Genomic DNA, 16,284 nt, shown 5'->3' on the forward strand with positions numbered 1-16,284 from the left:
CGAGCCTCAGCTCCAGTCGGAGTGCACGAAGCCCGCCTCGGGCCTGTCCCGGCGCTGGTACGTGTGCGCGCCGAAGGCGTCTCGCTGCGCCTGCGTCAGGTTCTGCGGCAGCTCCGCGCTCCGGTAGCTGTCGAAGTACGCCAGGCTCGCGCTGAACACCGGCACCGCGATCCCCAGCCGCGTCGCCACTGCCACCGTGCGCCTCCATGCCGGCGCCATCTTCTCCAGCACCGGTGCCAGGCTGTCCGCCAGCATCAGATTGCTCAGGTCCGGCTTCTTCTCGAACGCCTCCCGCAGCGGCGTCAGCAGCTTCGCCCGGATGATGCACCCCGCTCGCCAGATGCGCGCCATCTCCGCCAGCGACACGTTCCACTTGTACTCGTTCGACGCCGCTTGGATGAGCCTCAAGCCCTGCGCGTACGTCACCACCCTCGCCGCGTACAGCGCGTCGTGCACCCACGCCGCCAGGTTCGCCTTCTCCTCCGCCGACAGGCTCTCTCCCGTGGGCCCGTGCAGGATGCGGCTCGCCGCCACGCGCTCGTCCTTCATCGACGAGAGGTTGCGCGCGTCCAGCGCCCCGGCGATCGACGGCACCGGCACCCCCAGGTCCAGTGACACCTGCACCGTCCACTTCCCCGTGCCCTTCTGGCCCGCCTTGTCCAACACCATGTCCACCAGCGGCTTGCCCGTCTCCCCGTCCTTCTTCCTCATCACCTTGACGGTGGTCTCCAGCAGGAAGGACTCGGCGATGCCCTGGTTCCACTGCGCGAAGAGGTCCGCCAGCTGCTCCGCCGACAGCCCCAGCCCCCGCCTCAGCAGATCGTACGTCTCCGCCAGCAACTGCATGTCCGCGTACTCGATGCCGTTGTGCACCATCTTCACGAAGTGGCCCGCTCCGTCCGGCCCCACGTGCGTGACGCACACCCCCGCCTCGCTCCTCGCCGCGATCGCCTCCAGCACCGGCCTCACCAGCGCGTACGCCTCCGCGGGGCCTCCCGGCATGATCGACGGACCGTAGCGCGCTCCCTCCTCACCCCCCGACACCCCCACCCCCAGGAAGTGCAGCCCCTTCGCCTTCCACTCCGCCTCTCGCTTCCGCGTGTCCTGGAACCAGGAGTTCCCTCCGTCCAGCACCACGTCCCCAGGCTGCAGCAGCGGCTCCAGCTTCTCCAGCATCGAGTCCACCGCCGCCCCCGCCGTCACCATCAGCAGGATCCGCCTCGGGCGCTCCAGCGCCGCTACGAACTCCTCCAGCCCCGCGTACCCCCGCAGGCTCTCCGGCGCTCCCTTCCGGCGCAGCTCCTCGAAGCGCTCCGGGTGACGGTCCCAGACGGCCACCCGGAATCCGTGGTCCGCCACGTTGAGCGCGAGGCTTTGTCCCATCACGCCCATCCCGGCTACGCCGAACTGCGCTCGCCCCTGTTGCGCCTGTCCTGTGGTCATCGTGTTGACTCCTGTGTGTCGGTTCCGGGGGCAGACCCTCACCCCAGCCCTCTCCCAGAGGGAGAGGGAGCATTCACTGGCCCGCGGCCGCCTTGTCCATCATCCACTGCGTCCGCTCCACCTTCGCCGCCGGCAGGTCCTCCCCCGCCAACACCCGCCTCACCATCTCCTTCTTTCCCGCTCCGCTCACCAGCCCCAACACCTTCCTCGCCGACTGGAGCACCGGCAGCGTCAGCGTCATCCTCCACGGCGGCGGTTTGGGTCCCACCACCGCCAGCACCCGCCGCTCCTTCTCCTGCAACGACGTGCCTCCCGGGAACAGTGACGCCGTGTGCCCGTCCTCCCCCATCCCCAGCACCACCACGTCCATCACCGGCGGCAACAGCTTCTCGTAGTCCCTCGCCGCCTCGTCCCGGTCCGCTCGCTCTCCCGGCATCCGGAAGATTTGATGCACCGGCACCCCCAACGGCTTGAAGAGTGCCTCCTCCGCCAGCAGGTAGTTGCTCTCCGGGTGGTCCGGCGGCACGAAGCGCTCGTCCACGAAGTAGAAGTCCACCAGCGCCCACGGCACGTCCCGCTTCGCCAGCTCCCGGTACACCGGCCCTGGTGTGCTCCCGCCCGACAGCGCCAGGCTCGCCCTCTGGCCTCCCGCCACGCACTCGTTCAGCGCCTGGGCCAGCCAGTCCGCCGCCTCGCCGACCAGCTCCTCCTTGTCCACCACGATCGGCGCCGGCCTCATCCCTTCAGCTCCGTCCAGCGCCGCCCGTCGCGCGCCAGCAGCGCCGCTCCCGCATCCGGTCCCGCGCTCCCCTGCGCGTAGGTGTGCATCGGCCCTCCCTGGCCCGAGTCCAGTGACTCGATGATGGGGGTCACCCACGCCCACGCCTGCTCCACGCTGTCCTGCCGCGCGAAGAGCGTCGTGTTGCCCCTCATGCAGTCCAGGATCAGCCGCTCGTACGCCTCCGGCACCGGCTTGTTGAAGCTCTTCGAGTAGTCGAAGTCCATGGTCACCCCCGACAGGTTGATGTCCTCGCCGGGTACCTTCGACTCGAAGCTCAACCCGATGCCCTCGCGCGGCTGGATGCGCAGCGTGAGCACGTTGGGTTGCAGCCTCTGGCACGTGTCACTCGTGTTGAAGAGGCAGTGCGGCACCGACTTGTAGTGGATGGACACCTCCGTCGCCCGCTTGCTCAGCCCCTTGCCCGCCCTCACGTAGAAGGGCACTCCCTGCCACCTCCACGTGTCGATGTACGTCTTGAGTGCCACGTAGGTGGGCGTCTTCGAGTCCTTCGCCACGCCCTGCTCCTCGCGGTACCCTTCGTACTGCCCCTGCACCACGTATTTGGCGACCTCACCTCCCACCATGGGGCGCAGCGCTCGGAACACCTTGTTCTTCTCGTCCCGGATGTCCTCGGACGCGAACGACACCGGCGGCTCCATCGCGCACATGGCCAGCACCTGCAACAGGTGGTTCTGCACCATGTCCCGGATGACGCCCGTCTCGTCGTAGAAGCGTCCCCGCCCCTCCACTCCTATCTTCTCCGCCGCCGTGATCTCCACGTGGTCGATGTGCTGCCGGTTCCACAGCGGCTCGAAGATGGCGTTGGCGAAGCGGAAGACGAGGATGTTCTGCACCGTCTCCTTCCCCAGGTAGTGGTCGATGCGGAAGATCTGCTTCTCGTCGATGACCGCCGTCAGCGCCCGGTTGAGCTCCTTCGCGCTGACGAGGTCCCTCCCGAAGGGCTTCTCGATGACCAGCCGCCGCCAGGGGCGCTTCACCGAGGCGTCCTCGCGGTACAGCAGCCCGGAGCTGGACAGGCCATCGAGCAGCGCGGGGAAGGTCGAGGCCGGGGTGGCCAGGTAGTAGAGCTGGTTGCCCTGCGTGCCGAAGCGCTCGGAGATGCCGTCCAGGTGCTCGCGCAGGCGGATGAAGGACTCCGCGTCGTAGCCGCCCGTCATCATCTCCAGCTTGCTGGCGAGCCGCTCCCAGGTGGCCTCGTCCAGCGGCTGGGTGCGGGCGAACTTCTTCAAGCCCTCCTTCACCTGCGCGCGGAACTGCTCCAGGTTGTGCTCGGAGCGGCTGAAGGCCACCACCGCGAAGTTGTCGGGCAGCATCCGCTGGCGGGCCAGCTCGAAGAGCGCCGGGAAGAGCTTGCGCTGTGCCAGGTCTCCCGTGGCTCCGAAGAGGACCATCGTGCACGGGTCCGGTCTTCCCGCCCGTACCAGTGGGTCGCCCTCGCGAGGGTGGGTCTCGATGTGCAGGCCCTGCTCTTCCATGTCGTCCTCCGGAACGGCGGATGCGGGAGGAACATATGCGCTCGAGAGCTCGTGAGCGCATCAATACATCGTGACCCGCACCCGTCCCCGAGGCCGAGGGAGCCGTCCGGTGCGGGAAGGAGGCGCTGCAATCGTTGGCCGGATGACGGGCCGAGCCCGTGGGCCCTGCTTATCCATGTCTTTCCGAGCGCTCTGTTCTCGCCCCGGTCGAGGTGGAGCGCGTCAGGACCAGGGGGAGCTCCACCGGAGCAGGGTCGGGCACCGGCTCCTCGCCGCGCAGCAGCCACAGCGCCACCCATCCGGGCACGCACAGCGCGAGCGCCACCGGCCAGGTGTCCATCCACGCCCACACCTCGGCCGTTCCGGTCCGGATGTTGACCACGGAGAGGGCGTTGTTGGCGAAGTGCAGCACGACCCCCGCGAGCAGCGAGCGCGTCCGCAGCGTGGCGTAGCCGAGCACCAGCCCCAGTATCGTCGCGTGCAGCACGTGGATGGGGTGGATGTGGAGGAGCCCGAAGGCGAGCGCGCTGCCCGCCACCGCCACCACCCGTGAGCCCGTACGCGACAGCCCCACCAGCATCACCCCGCGGCACGCGGCTTCCTCGCAGAGCGCCGGGGTCAGCGCCAGCGCCGCCAGCGCCAGGGGGAGCGGCCAGCTCGCGCTCTCCTTCATCAGCAGCTCCAGCACGCGCAGGAACTCCTCCAGCCCGGGAGTCGAAGCGGCCTTCAGGGCTTTGCTCAGCAGGCTCTGCATGCCCAGGACGCCGGGCACCAGCAGGAGCACCGCGAGGGCGCCGCGCCGCGAGGGCGGGCGCAGCGAGAACACCTCGCGCACGTCCGCTCCCCGGTGCCGCACCCACCACACGGCGGGCACGAGGAAGACGCCCACCTGTATCACCGCCAGCAACCCCCACAGCGGCAGCCGCTCCCGCAGCAGGATTCCCGCGAACAGCGAGCCCACCAGGATGATGGCGAAGTAGAGCAGGGCGCTCCCGGGCGAGAAGTCGTCCCCCCTGCGCACCTTCCGGCCGAACACGTCCCGCCAGGGCCTCTCGCCCGACAGCAGCACCTGCTCGCTCTCGAAGACGCGGGCCGCGAAGAGGACCCCCGCCACCGCCCAGGCCAGTGTGCTGACGAAGACCACCGAGTAGAGGCCCACGTCCACCCGCCCGGTGAGCAGCTCGCGCAGCAGCACCGCCACGTTGACGATGGGAACGAGCGCCAGCTTCGGCGTCAGCTCCACGCTCGGAATCATCGCCCCATGGGCGAGCACCATCACCCCCAGCAGCACGGGCATCAGGTGGTTCTGTCCCTCCTTGAAGCTGCGCGCCGTCACTCCCACCGCGATGAGCAGGGCGCTCACCAGCATCGCCAGCGGCACGAGCGCGCCGAAGGCCGCGGCCAGCATCCCGGCGCTCATGTGTACCCGCCCGACCGTCCCTCCGGCGATCGCCATGAAGGCCAGCCCCATCCCCAGCAGGTTCATCAGCGCACCGCCCAGCGTGAAGAGGCTCACCACGCCGTACTTGCCCAGCACCACCTCCAGTGGCTTCACCGGCGCGCACAGCAGCGTCTGCAGCGTGCCCCGCTCCTTCTCTCCCGCGGTGACGTCGATGGCCGGGTAGAAGCCCGACATCACCAGCGCGCACAGCAGTACGTACGGCAGCATGTACGCGAGCCACAGGCCCAGCGAGCGGAAGTCCGAGTCCTCCACCTGCAGTGGCGCGGCCAGTGCTCCGGACATCCCCGCCTCCTCGAAGCGCACGCGCACCGTGTCGAGGTGCACCTGGTCGAGCACCTCTCCCAATCGCTTGCGGGCGGCCCTCGACTCGGGGCGGCCCGAGTCGAAGTAGACGCGCACGCCGAGGTTCTCCGCGGTGCCCTCGAGGGCGGAGCCCGTCCCCAGGGCGCGCTCCACGGAATCCGGCGTCAGCGCGAGCACCACGTGGGCCTTGCGCTCGTCGAGCAACCGCTTCGCCTCACGAGGGGCGTCCCCGGGCGCCTTCTCGTGGACGCCGGCCCACTCCACACGCTCCATCCCCTTCAGCGCTTCCTGGAGCATCGGCGTCGGGGAGCCCCAGACGACGAGCTTCAGCGGTTTCTCCTCGGTGCTCCGCGCGAGCGCGCCGGATGTCAGCGCGGTCACCACCAGGAGCAGCGGGTAGAGCAGCAGCGGCACGGCGACGAGCAGCGCCAGCGTGCGGCGATCCCTCAGCGCCTCGAGCAGATCCTTCCGGAAGAGGGTACGGGCGATGGACCAGCGCATGGGATACCCCGTTCAGGCGGACCGCGAGGGGAGATAGTGGAGGAAGGCCTCGGTGAGCGTGCGGACTCCGGCGCGGGCGCACACCTCGGGGATGGGACCCTGGTCGAGCACCTGGCCCTGGTGCAGCAGCACCACCCGGTCGCACAGGTAATCGACCTCGCCCATCACGTGCGTGGAGAAGAGGATGGCCTTGCCCGCGTCCTTCGCCGCGCGGATGGCGTCCAGCAGGAAGCGCCCGCTCAGCACGTCCAGCGCCGTGGTGGGCTCGTCCAGGATGAGCGCCGGTGGGTCGTGCAGGAACGCGCGCGCCACGTTCGCCCGCTGCTTTTGCCCCGCCGACAGCGTCCCGCACGGCTTGTCCGCGAACGGCCCCATCTCGAACCGCGCGATGAGCTCCTCCGTGCGCCGCTTCAGCTCCGCCGGCTTCAGCTCGTGCAGCTGGCCGAAGAAGGTCAGCACCTCGCGCGGTGTCAGCCGCTGGGAGAGCGCCGTGTCTCCCGAGAGGAAGCCCAGCCGCTGCTTGATGCCGAAGGCGTCCGTCGCGGTGCTCGACCCCGCCACCACGCCCTCGCCCTCGGACGGCGTGAGGACTCCGGCCAGCATGCGCAGCAGCGTCGTCTTCCCCGCGCCGTTGGGGCCCAGCAGGCCCACCACCTCGCCCGCGGCCACCGTGAAGCTCGCGTCCTTCACGGCCGTGGCGCTCCCGTAGTGCTTCGTCAGCTTCCGGGCTTCGATCATCACGTGTCCCTCCCCCTGGGCTACCCGGTGGCTACTCGGTGCCCCGCGGGACCCAGCTCCGTGCCTTGCCGCGCAACTGCTCCAACCGCCGCCAGTGCTGCTCCACCGCCTCGCGTCCCTTCTCCGTCACCGCGATGCGCGTGAGGGGCGTCTTGCCCTTGAACTGCTTCTCCACCGTCACCAGCTCCGCCTCCTCCAGCTTGGACAGGTGGCTGGACAGGTTGCCCTTGGACAGCCCTGTGAGCCGCTGCAGGTAGAGGAAGTCCGCGCTCTCGCACGAGGTGAGGGCGGTGAGCAGCGCCAGCCTCGCGGGCTCGTGGATGAGCCGGTCGAGCGCCGCCAGCTCCTCGAAGGGGGCCTTCATTCCGGCACCTCCGCCGTCTCCGGCTCGGGCTCGTGTCCCAGCGTGCGCGCGAGCAGCCGGTGGTCCATCACCCCCATGATGATGACGGCCACTCCCCACGTGCCGGCCAGGGTGACCGCCGCGCCATGGCTGTCCGTGGTGAAGGGCAGTGTCCGCAGCAGCGCATACACCGGGCTGGCATCCACCGCGTGCAGCCCCGCCAGCAGTGCGAAGAGGGCCGCCACGCCCAGGTAGTGGCCCGCCACACGGCCACTCCAGTACCAGTACCCCACGATGCTCCCCGCCGACAGCAGGAGGAACTCCGTGAGCGGCAGCCCCGACGCGCTCGTGGACGCGCGCAACAGCGCGGTCAGCAGCCCCGCGAAGAGCCCGAAGACCGCCGACAGGCCAATGGCCCGCTGCATGCGCTGGTGCGTGGCCGCGCTCCTGCGCACCTCGCCGAACCGCTGGCGGTAGTACGCCCCCAGCAGCGCGTAGAGCCCCGTCGCCACCAGCATCCCCCCCATGTTGGCCAGCAGCGCCACCGCGAAGTACCCCTTCGCGTCCGCTCCCTCCGGCTTCGGCAGCGCCAGCCACGCCGCGAAGAGCAGCTGCACCAGCCCGAAGGGCACGAAGCGCAGGCCCTGGAGCCAGTCGTAGTACGTCGTCACGAACTGGATGCGTTGGAGCTGTTGCTCGGACATGGCGGCCTCTCCCCTCAGGTGGGGCAGACAGGTTTGCGGTACAAACCGAGAGGTAACGCGCCTGGCTGGTCGGTGTCAATAACTGGTTTGTGGTGCAAACCACTGCCGGTTCTGGAGGGCGCGGTGGGGGTTTTGACGGGTGGTGAGGATCGGGATGTTCACGACCCTCACCCCCCGCCCTCTCCCAGAGGGAGAGGGTGCATGCGCAACTGGGCTCAGTTGACCGTGAACTCGCGCGAGGTGCCGGAGTAGGCGCGGATGAGCCCGTCCCAGCCGGACTTCCAGTCCCCGTCATGACGGATGCGGTAGGTGCCCGGCGTGGCGTCCGCCGGAATCTTCCACTCGGTGGTGACGTGCGAGCACCCGAAGGTGGGGGCGCAGTCGTAGCGCTGCCAGCGGTACTTCGTCTCCCAATCCCAGTCGTTGGCCACCGTCACCCACGAGGTGCCCGACTTGCGTTGCACCTGGAGGAAGGAGCCCTGGCGGCGCAGGTTGTTCTTCGGGTGGCCACCCCAGAACTTCACGCTCACCGTCTCGCCGCGGGTATAGGCGGCGCGTGCGTCCGCGACGAGGCCACCGAAGCTCGCCAGCAGCGGCTTGTCGTCGTACACCACGCCCGTCTGCACCGTCGTCTGCTCGTTGCGCAAATCCCTCGGGGTGGGGCCCGGCGCCACGGTGGCGCCCGTGCGCATCGCGAGGGTCAGCTTGTCCACCTCCTGCTGCACCGCCGCGAGCTGCCACGGACCGAAGTGGGTGGAGGCCCCCTCGTAGTCCTGCTTCGCGTACTCCTCGCGCGTCGTCAGGTATCCCGCGTAGGCGTTGGACAGGCCGGCGATGATCACCTGGTCCACCCCCAGCGGCGAGAGCTGCGCGAGCACCGACTTGCGCAGCCTCCGGCCCGCCATGGTGGTGGGCTCGAAGGGCACCGCCACCAGCGCCACGTTGCCCAGCTTCACCACCTGGAGCGGCAGCACCTCGGGCGTCCACGGGTAGGGCTGCATCGTGCCCATCTCCAGCGCGATGGGTTTCTCCCCCTGGCATGGCGTGGTGAAGAGGGTGCAGTTGAAGACCGTCCAGACGCTGTCGATGTCCTCGCACGTGGCGCCCTCGTAGCCGAAGCCGGGGCCGTCCTCGGCACCCGCCAGCATGGAGTCGCCGATGGCCGCCTCGCAGGTGGTGTGTGCCAGGCCATCCGCGTATTGCGGCGCCACCTGCACCTCGTCCATCTTCACGTAGGCGTGCCGGTAGTCCACGCCGCCCGTCAGTGGCACCGTCGCCGAGTCGTAGAGCGTCTTCGCCAGCGTGTACTGCTTGCGGCCGGAGAGCTCCGTGCTCTCGAAGTCGTCGGCGCCGCCGCCGTTGGTGCCACCGTGGATGTTGGGCGTCACGTCGCCCTCGTTGCTCTGCGCGAAGGCGGCCACGAAGGTGCGCTGCGCGGTGTAGTTCGCCCCCTTGTTCTTCTCGAAGAGGTACGACGCGTAACCCTTGTTGTCGCCGCTGATGAGCAGGTTGTCGTTGCCCATGGACGTTCCATGGACCGCGAACCAGTTGATGAGCCCCACCTCGCGCCCGTCATCGCCCTGGAGCCGCAGCAGCGTCATGCGCTTGTCCGTGTCGTAGGCGGACTGGGCCCGCTCGGTGGAGGGGTTGCGCAGGTAGGCCTCGGGGGAGCGGTTGATGCTCGCGTCCAGCAGGTCGCCCGAGGCCACACGGATGCCGCCGGGGGCGAGGTTGTCATGGGCCCGGACGATGGACTGGTAGATGCCGTCCACGATGGCGTCGAAGTTCTGCTTGTCGTAGCCGAGCACGGTGAGGTTGTAGAGCGCGTAGTGCGAGAAGCCCCCCGGGCCCGAGTGCGTGTGCGTGGCGCTCAGCAGCACGTTGTCATCCGTGTAGAGGGGGCCGTACCTCGCGCGCAGCCTCTCCACCACCTGCTGCCTCACGCCCTGGAACACCTGTCCGACGTCCGCGCTCACGAACACCGCGCGCTTGCCGTTGCAGGCCGAGGAGATGACGAAGGCCCGCGAGCGCAGGCGCTGGTGGATGCCCGCCGTCTTCTGGTCCACCATCGCGTAGCCCATCATCCCCAGCTCGGCGGCCGGGCCGGTGATGTCGTAGATGCCCGCGCCCACCTGGAAGCTCTGGTTGCCCGCGCATGGGTCGGCGAGCGCGTCGCTCCGTGTCGACAGGGCGTCCTCGTCCGGGGTGTCCGTGTCGCACGCACCCAGAGCGAGCGCGAGCGCCACGGCCGCCAGCAGGCGGGGGGAGGAGAAGAAACGTCGTTGCATGGGGGCTCCTGTATCGGTTTCTGAGAATTGTCGGCCCGAGCCCACCCCGATGGCAGTCCCCTTCGCCCGCCGCGATGCGTCGAGAGGGGCTTCTGTCCACCACAGGCACCTCGGACCCGGGCCGCCCGCTTCTTCCATGGAATACGGGGCACGCTCCCCCGTCCGGAGAGACATATGAATCGGTTCCTCGGCTTCGCATCCTTCGGTCTGTCCGCCCTGGCGCTCGCGGTCACCCTCCTGGGCTCTCGTGGTGAGACGGAGGCCCCCGCCCCCTCCCGCGAGCCTCCGGCCGCAGCCGCTTCACCCCAGGAGTTGGAGGCGCTCGAACGGCGGGTGAAGTCCCTCGAGGACTCCGCGCTGAGCCTGTCCCAGCGGTTGATGCTGCTCGAGCAGCGGCCGGTGGCCGCCTCCGATGGGGGCCTGGTGGCCGCGGTTCCTCCGTCCCTGGCCGCCGAGGTGGAGCAGCTCCGCACCGAGGTGCGCGGGATGATCGCCGGCGAGGCCTTGAGCTCCGAGGGCGGGCGCGAGTTCCTCAAGGGCATGGTGCGCTCGGTCCAGGACGAGATGCGCACCGAGCAGCGCGAGCTCCGCCAGCAGCAGTTCCAGCAGGCGCAAGCGCAGGCGCTGGCGGGACGCTCCGAGCGCCTGCGGCAGTTCGCCACCGACGCGCGGTTGAGCTACAGCCAGGAGCAGGAAGTCACGCGCCACATGGACAACGAGGCCGCCCAGCGTCAGGCGCTCCTCGACGCGGTGCAGGCGGGCAACAAGTCGCCCCAGGACCTGCGGCGGGAGATCCGCCAGCTGCGTGACCAGACGGACAAGGAGGTGAAGTCCCTCCTCGATGAGACGCAGCAGGCGAAGTACGACGAGATGCGCCGCGAGGAGCGGCAGCAGTCCCGTCCCGGCGGCTGGCGGGGACGGGGTGACGGCGAGCAGCGCGGGAACCCGTAGGCACCCGGGCCCGGGGCCTCACACTCCTGCCGTGAGGCCACTCCCCGGGCTTGTTACTGTCCGGCGCTTCTCTTCAAGGAGCGTCCGTCATGGTTCGATTCCCAGGAAGGTCGTGGTCGAGATTCCTCGTCGCGTTGAGTGCCCTCGCGCTGTCCGCGTGCGTGTCTCCGCTCGGACGGCAGATGAAGCCGGTGGAGGCGCTCCTGCGCGAGCAGGTGGACTCCCAGAAGATTCCGGGGGCCGTCGTGCTCCTCCAACGCACCGATGGCTCGGACTCCTATGTGAAGGCCATCGGTCACCTGGACCGCGAGAAGGGGGCGGCGCTGCGCGAGGACGCCCTGTTCCGCATCGCGTCCATGACGAAGCCCATCACCAGCGTCGCCGTGATGATGCTGGTGGAGGAGGGCAAGCTCGGCCTGGATGAGCCCATCTCGAAGTACCTGCCCGAGTGGCAGAACGTCCAGGTGCTGGCCGCCCCGCCGTCCACTCCGGGCGGGAGCTACAGCACCGTGCCGGCCCAGACGCCCATCACCGTGAAGCAGCTGCTGACGCACACCTCCGGCATCTCGTACCGCTTCATGGGCCCGCCGCTCGGTCCCCTCTACCAGCAGGCCGGTATCACCGACGGCTTCGAGCACACCTCGTTGACCCTCGCGGATCAGTCGCGCGCCCTGGCCGCGCTGCCCCTCGAGCATCAGCCGGGCGCGGCCTACTCCTACGGCCTCAACACGGACCTCCTCGGCTACCTCGTCGAGCAGGTCTCCGGAGTGCCGCTGGACCGGTTCTTCCAGGAGCGCCTCTTCACGCCCCTGGGGATGAAGGACACGTACCTCTTCCCGCCCGAGGACAAGGCCACCCGCATGCCCGCGCTGTACCGGCGCGCCGCCTCGGGTGCGCTCGAGCGCGTGCCCGAGACGGGCACCAACGTGGTCGAGGGTTTCTTCACCTACGCGCCGGACTTCCAGACCACCGGCAACAAGGGCTTCCGCTCGGGCGGCGCGGGGCTGGTGTCGACGGCGAGCGACTACTCGCGCTTCCTCCAGATGATGGCCAACGGCGGGGAGCTCGGCGGCGTGCGCCTGTTGAAGAAGGAGACCGTCGAGCAGATGACCCGGAACCAGATCGGCGAGCTGCGCGCGGACTTCGTCGGCACCGGTTTCGGTCTCGGCTTCGCGGTACAGGAGGATCCCGCGCTCGTGGAGAAGCAGGGCCCGGTGGGGAGCTACTTCTGGTCCGGCATCTTCAAGAGCCACGCCTGGGTCGACCCCCAGAACAAGCTCGTGGGCGTCATCATGGTCAACATGTGGGACCAGACCTCCGACACGCCCAACGACATCTTCCTCCGCATCTACTCCGCCCTGAAGGAGTGAGGCGCGTCCGCGCCCCGCTCAGGCCGGCTGCTCCTCCGGGGGCAGCTGGAGGGGCTCGATGCGCGAGAAGGCATCGACGATGGAGCGGATGATGGCGGAGCGCCCGGTGGCGAAGGCGCTCATGTGTCCGCCCGGGAGGTAGCGCAGCTCGGCCCCCCGCCAGTGCTGAAGCAGGCGCAGCGTGGAGGACGAGGGGACGAAGCCATCCTGGCGCGCGGCCACGAGGATGGCGCGGCGCGGGTTGGACAGCGGAGGCAGCGCGGTGGTGGCCGCCGCGGAGAGCAGCTCGGAGAGCCGCTGGCGCGCCGCCTCGGCTCCCCCGGTGGTGCGGCCCAGTACCTCCCAGTCGGGGACGGCGGACAGCACGCCCTCGGTGTAGACGGGAGCCGCCGAGTGCGCCGCGGCCAGGGGGATGACGGCCGCGGGCAGCGGGAACATGGCGGCGGCGTAGGCGGCGATGCTTCCCCCCATGCTGTAGCCGGAGATGCCCACCTTCGGGTGTCCGCACGCCAGCAGCCAGCCCAGCAGCGCCGTGGCCTCCACCGCCGTGGCGCGGAACATGAGCAGCAGGTCCGCCACCGTGCGCACCGACGCTCCCTTCTGTCCGGGCGGGCGGCGCGAGCCGTAGTAGGGATTCTCCAGCAGCAGCGCGCCCACCCCGTGCCGGGCCAGCTCCCGCGCGATGAAGCGGCGCAGGCCGAAGCCCTCGTCCCCGGAGGCGGCCAGGAAGACGCACACCGGCGGACGTGGGCCGGCATCCCCGGGCAGCAGCAGCTGGAAGCGCGCCTCCCGGCACGCCTCCGGCAGCGAGCCCACCGCGGCGGGGCTGGGGAAGCGGCCCTCCCGTACGAGCAGCCGCCCCTCGCGCCGCGCCTGGCTCATCGTCACCTCGGCCAGCTCGGGGAAGGCGAAGCCCTGGGGGCCTCGGGTGAGCTTCTCCAGGAGCGCGTTGGAGCCCCAGCCCTCCTCGAAGAAGCGGGGCTGGCGCGTCACCAGGAATCGCGCGGCGAGTGCGTCCAGCCAGTGCATGCGGTTCATTCTCGGGCTCCAGGGAAAGGCCGCCGCATCCTGTCCGCGTCCGGGCGGCATTCCAACCGGAACCCGCGAGGCGGCGGGGGCCGTGTCACCCCCGCCTCATGGGCTCGCGTTACTTCAGCTCGCGGACGACGGTGTCCGGGGGCTCGGGCGCGTCCGCCACGGACTCCAGCGTGTCGGCGGGCGGCACCGGCGCCCGGGGGCGCATGTAGGCGGGCTGCCGGGTGGGGTCGTCCACCGGGCCCGGAGGCGTCTCCATCGACATGGCCGAGACACCGGACGTCTGGGGCGCCGCCGCGGGCAGCGTCTTCGTCAGTGTGAGGCTATCGCGCACGGTGCCGCTCGGGGTGATGAACTTCGCGGACAGCGTGCCTCCATCCACCGTCACGTCGAGGTAGCCCGCGTTGGTGTTGTCGCGGAAGGCCGTCCAGCTCGGCTGCGAGCCGGGGAAGGCGCGCAGGCTGGCGCCGCCGCTGCCCACCACCATGTAGACGATGCCGCGCGTGCCCGAGGCCGCCACCGCGTCACCCTTCATGGGCTTGGAGCGCTCGTAGTTGTGGTCATGGCCGGTGAGGACCAGGTCCACGCCGTACTGCTCGAAGAGCGGGGCGAACTCGCGGCGCATCTTGAGCTGCGAGCCGTGCTCGCCGCTGCTCCACGTCGGGTGGTGGAAGAAGACGACCTTCCAGGGCCGCTTCGTGGCGGCCAGGTCCTGGGCGAGCCAGCTCTTCTGCGCGGCCAGCGTGCAGCGGTCGGACGTGGCCAGGCCGATGACGCAGTTGGAGTCGAGCGAGGCGAAGTGCACCGGACCCCAATCGAAGGAGTAGTAGCGCTCGCTCTTCTCGGGGTTGTTGGCCGGCAGGTAGAAGTTGTCGAGGTAGGGCTGGCCCTGGTTGGTGACGTACTCGTGGTTGCCCGGCGCGGGGAAGATGGGCGTGGCGCGCAGCAGGGCCGCCATGGGCTTGAACATGTGGTCCTGGAAGTCCGCCTCGGTGCCGGACTCGTACGCGTTGTCGCCGAGCGCGAGGAGGAACTCGCCGGCGCGCGAGGGTTGCGCGAGCAGCTTGAGCACCTGGCTCTGCGCCGTGCCGCCGGTGCCGAAGTCACCCATGGCGGTGAAGCGCACGCGCGTCGTCTCGGGGCCGGTGGCCGTCTTGAACTGGCGCACGCCGGCGACGGAGCCGCATGCCTCGACGACGTAGCTGTACGTCCTGCCCGGGAGCAGCCCATCGAGCTTCACCGCGTGCCGCCAGCCGGCCACCGTGGCGGTGGCGGTGCGGGAGATGTCCGAGCCCTCGCCGAAGCGGACGAAGGGCGTACAGGACACGCCGGTGCGGAAGGCCACGAGCGCGCTGGTGGGGCCCACGCTCTGCAGGTACGGCAGGCGGGGCAGCGCCGCCCCCGAGTCCGTGGTGGGCACGGTGGGAGAGGGTGTGGCGTCATCGGCACAGACGCGGGACTCGGTGATGGAGGCCCAGTCGTTGACGGTGTTGCCGTTGACGGTGACGCGCAGGTAGCGGGCCTTGCGCGCGGTGAAGCGGTACGTCTGGGCCGCGGTCGTCAGGGTGCTGTCGGCCGCGTACGCCTGGGTGAAGGTGGTGCCGTCCTCGGAGGTGGAGAGGATGAAGTGGTTCTGGCGCGTGTCGCCCTGGTGCCAGGCGATGGCCGCGCCCGCGATCGACTGCGAGGTGCCGAGGTCCATCGTCAGCCACGCACCCTTGCCCGGGCCACTCCAGCGCGTGCCCGTGTCGTCGTCCTGGGTGTTGGCGGCCACGCTGCCGGCGCCGTCATCGCCGCTGGCGCTCGTGCCGGCGGTGGTGAGCATGCGGCAGTTGGTCACGGTGAGCCCGGCCGCGGTGTCGTGCACCTCCCGGGGCGCTGGCGTTTCGGCCACCGTCGGGGAGGGCGGGGGAGTGGAGGGGGATTCACAGGCCGTGGTGAGCAGGGCACCCACCAGACAGGAGGATGAGAGGATTCGCTTGTGCATCGTGGGGCCTCAAACGGAAGGCCCCGACAGGCATTCCTCGCCGCGCCTGGGCTTGCGTGCGCTCGGCCGCTGGGCTGCCGTGGGACCCCGCTCCTCTCAACGAGGGCCCACCGTGCCATCTCCCGTCACGAGGAAGGGCCGCAGGAAGTCGTCCGCCAGGGAGGCGATGAGCCCGAGGGAGCTCACCAGCTCGTGGCCGTCGTCCACCTCGACGAGGCGGACGTGGCGTTTGCCGTGTGCCCAGGTGCGTGAGTACGAGAGCAGCGTCGTCGTGTCCTGGCGCCCGTGGATGAGGAGCGTGGGGACGCGCACGTCCGGCCAGCCGCCCGAGCGCGAGTCGATGGTGTCGATGTCGTGGAGGAGGCCGGCGTGCACGCGCGCCTTGCGCTTCTCCGCGTAGTCGGTCGTCTCCAGCCAGCCCGTTGCCTCCCACTGGCGCAGACCCTGCTCGCCCACGTTGCGCCGCATCTGCTCCGGGGAGCGCAGGGCCGGCGCCAGCAGCACCAGCGCGCACACCCGCGCGTCCTCCTCCGCCACGCGGCAGGCCGTCAGTCCGCCCAGGCTCGAGCCGAAGAGGATGGCCCTGTCCCGCTCACCGCCGATGGCGTCGCGCACCGTGCGCATCATCGCGCTCAGGCTCAGGTACTCGAGCGAGGGTTGCCGCAGGTTCAACCGCTCCAGGTGGATGCCCTGGCGCGCGTAGTGCCCGGCGAGGGCCACACCCTTGGCGGACTCCGGCCCCGAGGCGAAGCCATGCAGGTAGAGCCAGCGCGGGCCGGTGGAAGGCGGGGCGGGAGTGGAGGCGACGTTCATGGCGGCGCACTCTATCCGACACCCTCCCGGCGCAGGGGAGCGCGCGATGCGGCCGGAAGGTGCTATGCC

13 protein-coding genes are annotated in these 16,284 nt (G+C 70.0%); 2 read left to right on the top strand and 11 right to left on the bottom strand.

Features of this window, described 5'->3' with window-relative positions:
• Positions 1-6: 6 nt before the first annotated feature.
• The 8 genes from gndA to NR810_RS21140 all read right to left on the bottom strand — a co-directional run bounded on the left by gndA (position 7) and on the right by NR810_RS21140 (position 10,059).
• Positions 7-1,443: an NADP-dependent phosphogluconate dehydrogenase gene (gene gndA, locus NR810_RS21105; protein WP_257454944.1), complete on the bottom strand. Its 1,437-nt coding sequence runs from the start codon at positions 1,441-1,443 to the stop codon at positions 7-9.
• 73 nt (positions 1,444-1,516) lie between these two features.
• Complete coding sequence (pgl, locus tag NR810_RS21110) at positions 1,517-2,182, bottom strand: 6-phosphogluconolactonase (RefSeq protein WP_257454945.1); 666 nt, start codon at positions 2,180-2,182, stop codon at positions 1,517-1,519.
• A complete protein-coding gene (zwf, locus tag NR810_RS21115) occupies positions 2,179-3,720 on the bottom strand; it encodes a glucose-6-phosphate dehydrogenase (RefSeq protein WP_257454947.1) in 1,542 nt (513 codons plus the stop codon). The genes pgl and zwf overlap by 4 nt, the downstream gene beginning before the upstream one ends.
• A 169-nt stretch (positions 3,721-3,889) precedes the next feature.
• On the bottom strand, positions 3,890-5,986 hold the full coding sequence (locus NR810_RS21120) for an ABC transporter permease subunit/CPBP intramembrane protease (RefSeq protein ID WP_257454949.1): 2,097 nt from the start codon (positions 5,984-5,986) through the stop codon (positions 3,890-3,892).
• A 12-nt stretch (positions 5,987-5,998) separates the two neighbouring features.
• Positions 5,999-6,724 carry a heme ABC exporter ATP-binding protein CcmA gene (ccmA, locus tag NR810_RS21125; RefSeq protein ID WP_257455177.1) on the bottom strand — a complete coding sequence of 242 codons (726 nt, stop codon included), beginning with the start codon at positions 6,722-6,724 and terminating at the stop codon, positions 5,999-6,001.
• A 31-nt stretch (positions 6,725-6,755) separates the two neighbouring features.
• The gene (locus tag NR810_RS21130; RefSeq protein WP_257454950.1) at positions 6,756-7,088 is read right to left on the bottom strand and encodes a transcriptional regulator; all 333 of its coding nucleotides are present in this window, start codon (positions 7,086-7,088) and stop codon (positions 6,756-6,758) included.
• Positions 7,085-7,771 (bottom strand): hypothetical protein, encoded by a 687-nt coding sequence (locus tag NR810_RS21135; protein WP_257454951.1) that lies wholly within the window; start codon positions 7,769-7,771, stop codon positions 7,085-7,087. The genes NR810_RS21130 and NR810_RS21135 overlap by 4 nt, the downstream gene beginning before the upstream one ends.
• Positions 7,772-7,986: 215 nt before the next feature.
• Positions 7,987-10,059, bottom strand: coding sequence for a neutral/alkaline ceramidase (locus NR810_RS21140; protein WP_257454952.1), 2,073 nt, complete (start codon positions 10,057-10,059; stop codon positions 7,987-7,989).
• Positions 10,060-10,233: 174 nt separating this feature from the next.
• Between NR810_RS21140 and NR810_RS21145 the strand changes: the two genes are divergently transcribed.
• Entirely contained in the window at positions 10,234-11,010 is a 777-nt protein-coding gene (locus tag NR810_RS21145) for a hypothetical protein (RefSeq protein ID WP_257454953.1), read from the top strand.
• Positions 11,011-11,099: 89 nt separating this feature from the next.
• Positions 11,100-12,380: a serine hydrolase domain-containing protein gene (locus tag NR810_RS21150; protein ID WP_257454954.1), complete on the top strand. Its 1,281-nt coding sequence runs from the start codon at positions 11,100-11,102 to the stop codon at positions 12,378-12,380.
• A gap of 18 nt (positions 12,381-12,398) precedes the next feature.
• Here NR810_RS21150 and NR810_RS21155 read toward each other — a convergent pair whose 3' ends face one another.
• The 3 genes from NR810_RS21155 to NR810_RS21165 form a co-directional block, all read right to left on the bottom strand.
• The gene (locus NR810_RS21155; RefSeq protein ID WP_257454955.1) at positions 12,399-13,418 is read right to left on the bottom strand and encodes an alpha/beta hydrolase family protein; all 1,020 of its coding nucleotides are present in this window, start codon (positions 13,416-13,418) and stop codon (positions 12,399-12,401) included.
• A gap of 109 nt (positions 13,419-13,527) precedes the next feature.
• Positions 13,528-15,402, bottom strand: coding sequence for a metallophosphoesterase (locus NR810_RS21160; protein ID WP_257454957.1), 1,875 nt, complete (start codon positions 15,400-15,402; stop codon positions 13,528-13,530).
• Positions 15,403-15,498: 96 nt separating this feature from the next.
• Positions 15,499-16,215 (bottom strand): YqiA/YcfP family alpha/beta fold hydrolase, encoded by a 717-nt coding sequence (locus NR810_RS21165; RefSeq protein WP_257454958.1) that lies wholly within the window; start codon positions 16,213-16,215, stop codon positions 15,499-15,501.
• Positions 16,216-16,284: the final 69 nt, after the last annotated feature.

Source organism: Archangium lipolyticum, assembly GCF_024623785.1.
GTDB lineage: Bacteria > Myxococcota > Myxococcia > Myxococcales > Myxococcaceae > Archangium > Archangium lipolyticum.

Coding starts and splice junctions, on each gene's coding strand:
- pgl (WP_257454945.1), bottom strand. CDS start 2,182: ATGAGGCCGGCGCCGATCGTGGTGGACAAGGAGGAGCTGGTCGGCGAG.
- NR810_RS21165 (WP_257454958.1), bottom strand. CDS start 16,215: ATGAACGTCGCCTCCACTCCCGCCCCGCCTTCCACCGGCCCGCGCTGG.
- gndA (WP_257454944.1), bottom strand. CDS start 1,443: ATGACCACAGGACAGGCGCAACAGGGGCGAGCGCAGTTCGGCGTAGCC.
- NR810_RS21145 (WP_257454953.1), top strand. CDS start 10,234: ATGAATCGGTTCCTCGGCTTCGCATCCTTCGGTCTGTCCGCCCTGGCG.
- NR810_RS21155 (WP_257454955.1), bottom strand. CDS start 13,418: ATGAACCGCATGCACTGGCTGGACGCACTCGCCGCGCGATTCCTGGTG.
- NR810_RS21120 (WP_257454949.1), bottom strand. CDS start 5,986: ATGCGCTGGTCCATCGCCCGTACCCTCTTCCGGAAGGATCTGCTCGAG.
- NR810_RS21130 (WP_257454950.1), bottom strand. CDS start 7,088: ATGAAGGCCCCCTTCGAGGAGCTGGCGGCGCTCGACCGGCTCATCCAC.
- NR810_RS21160 (WP_257454957.1), bottom strand. CDS start 15,402: ATGCACAAGCGAATCCTCTCATCCTCCTGTCTGGTGGGTGCCCTGCTC.
- zwf (WP_257454947.1), bottom strand. CDS start 3,720: ATGGAAGAGCAGGGCCTGCACATCGAGACCCACCCTCGCGAGGGCGAC.
- NR810_RS21135 (WP_257454951.1), bottom strand. CDS start 7,771: ATGTCCGAGCAACAGCTCCAACGCATCCAGTTCGTGACGACGTACTAC.
- NR810_RS21150 (WP_257454954.1), top strand. CDS start 11,100: ATGGTTCGATTCCCAGGAAGGTCGTGGTCGAGATTCCTCGTCGCGTTG.
- ccmA (WP_257455177.1), bottom strand. CDS start 6,724: ATGATCGAAGCCCGGAAGCTGACGAAGCACTACGGGAGCGCCACGGCC.
- NR810_RS21140 (WP_257454952.1), bottom strand. CDS start 10,059: ATGCAACGACGTTTCTTCTCCTCCCCCCGCCTGCTGGCGGCCGTGGCG.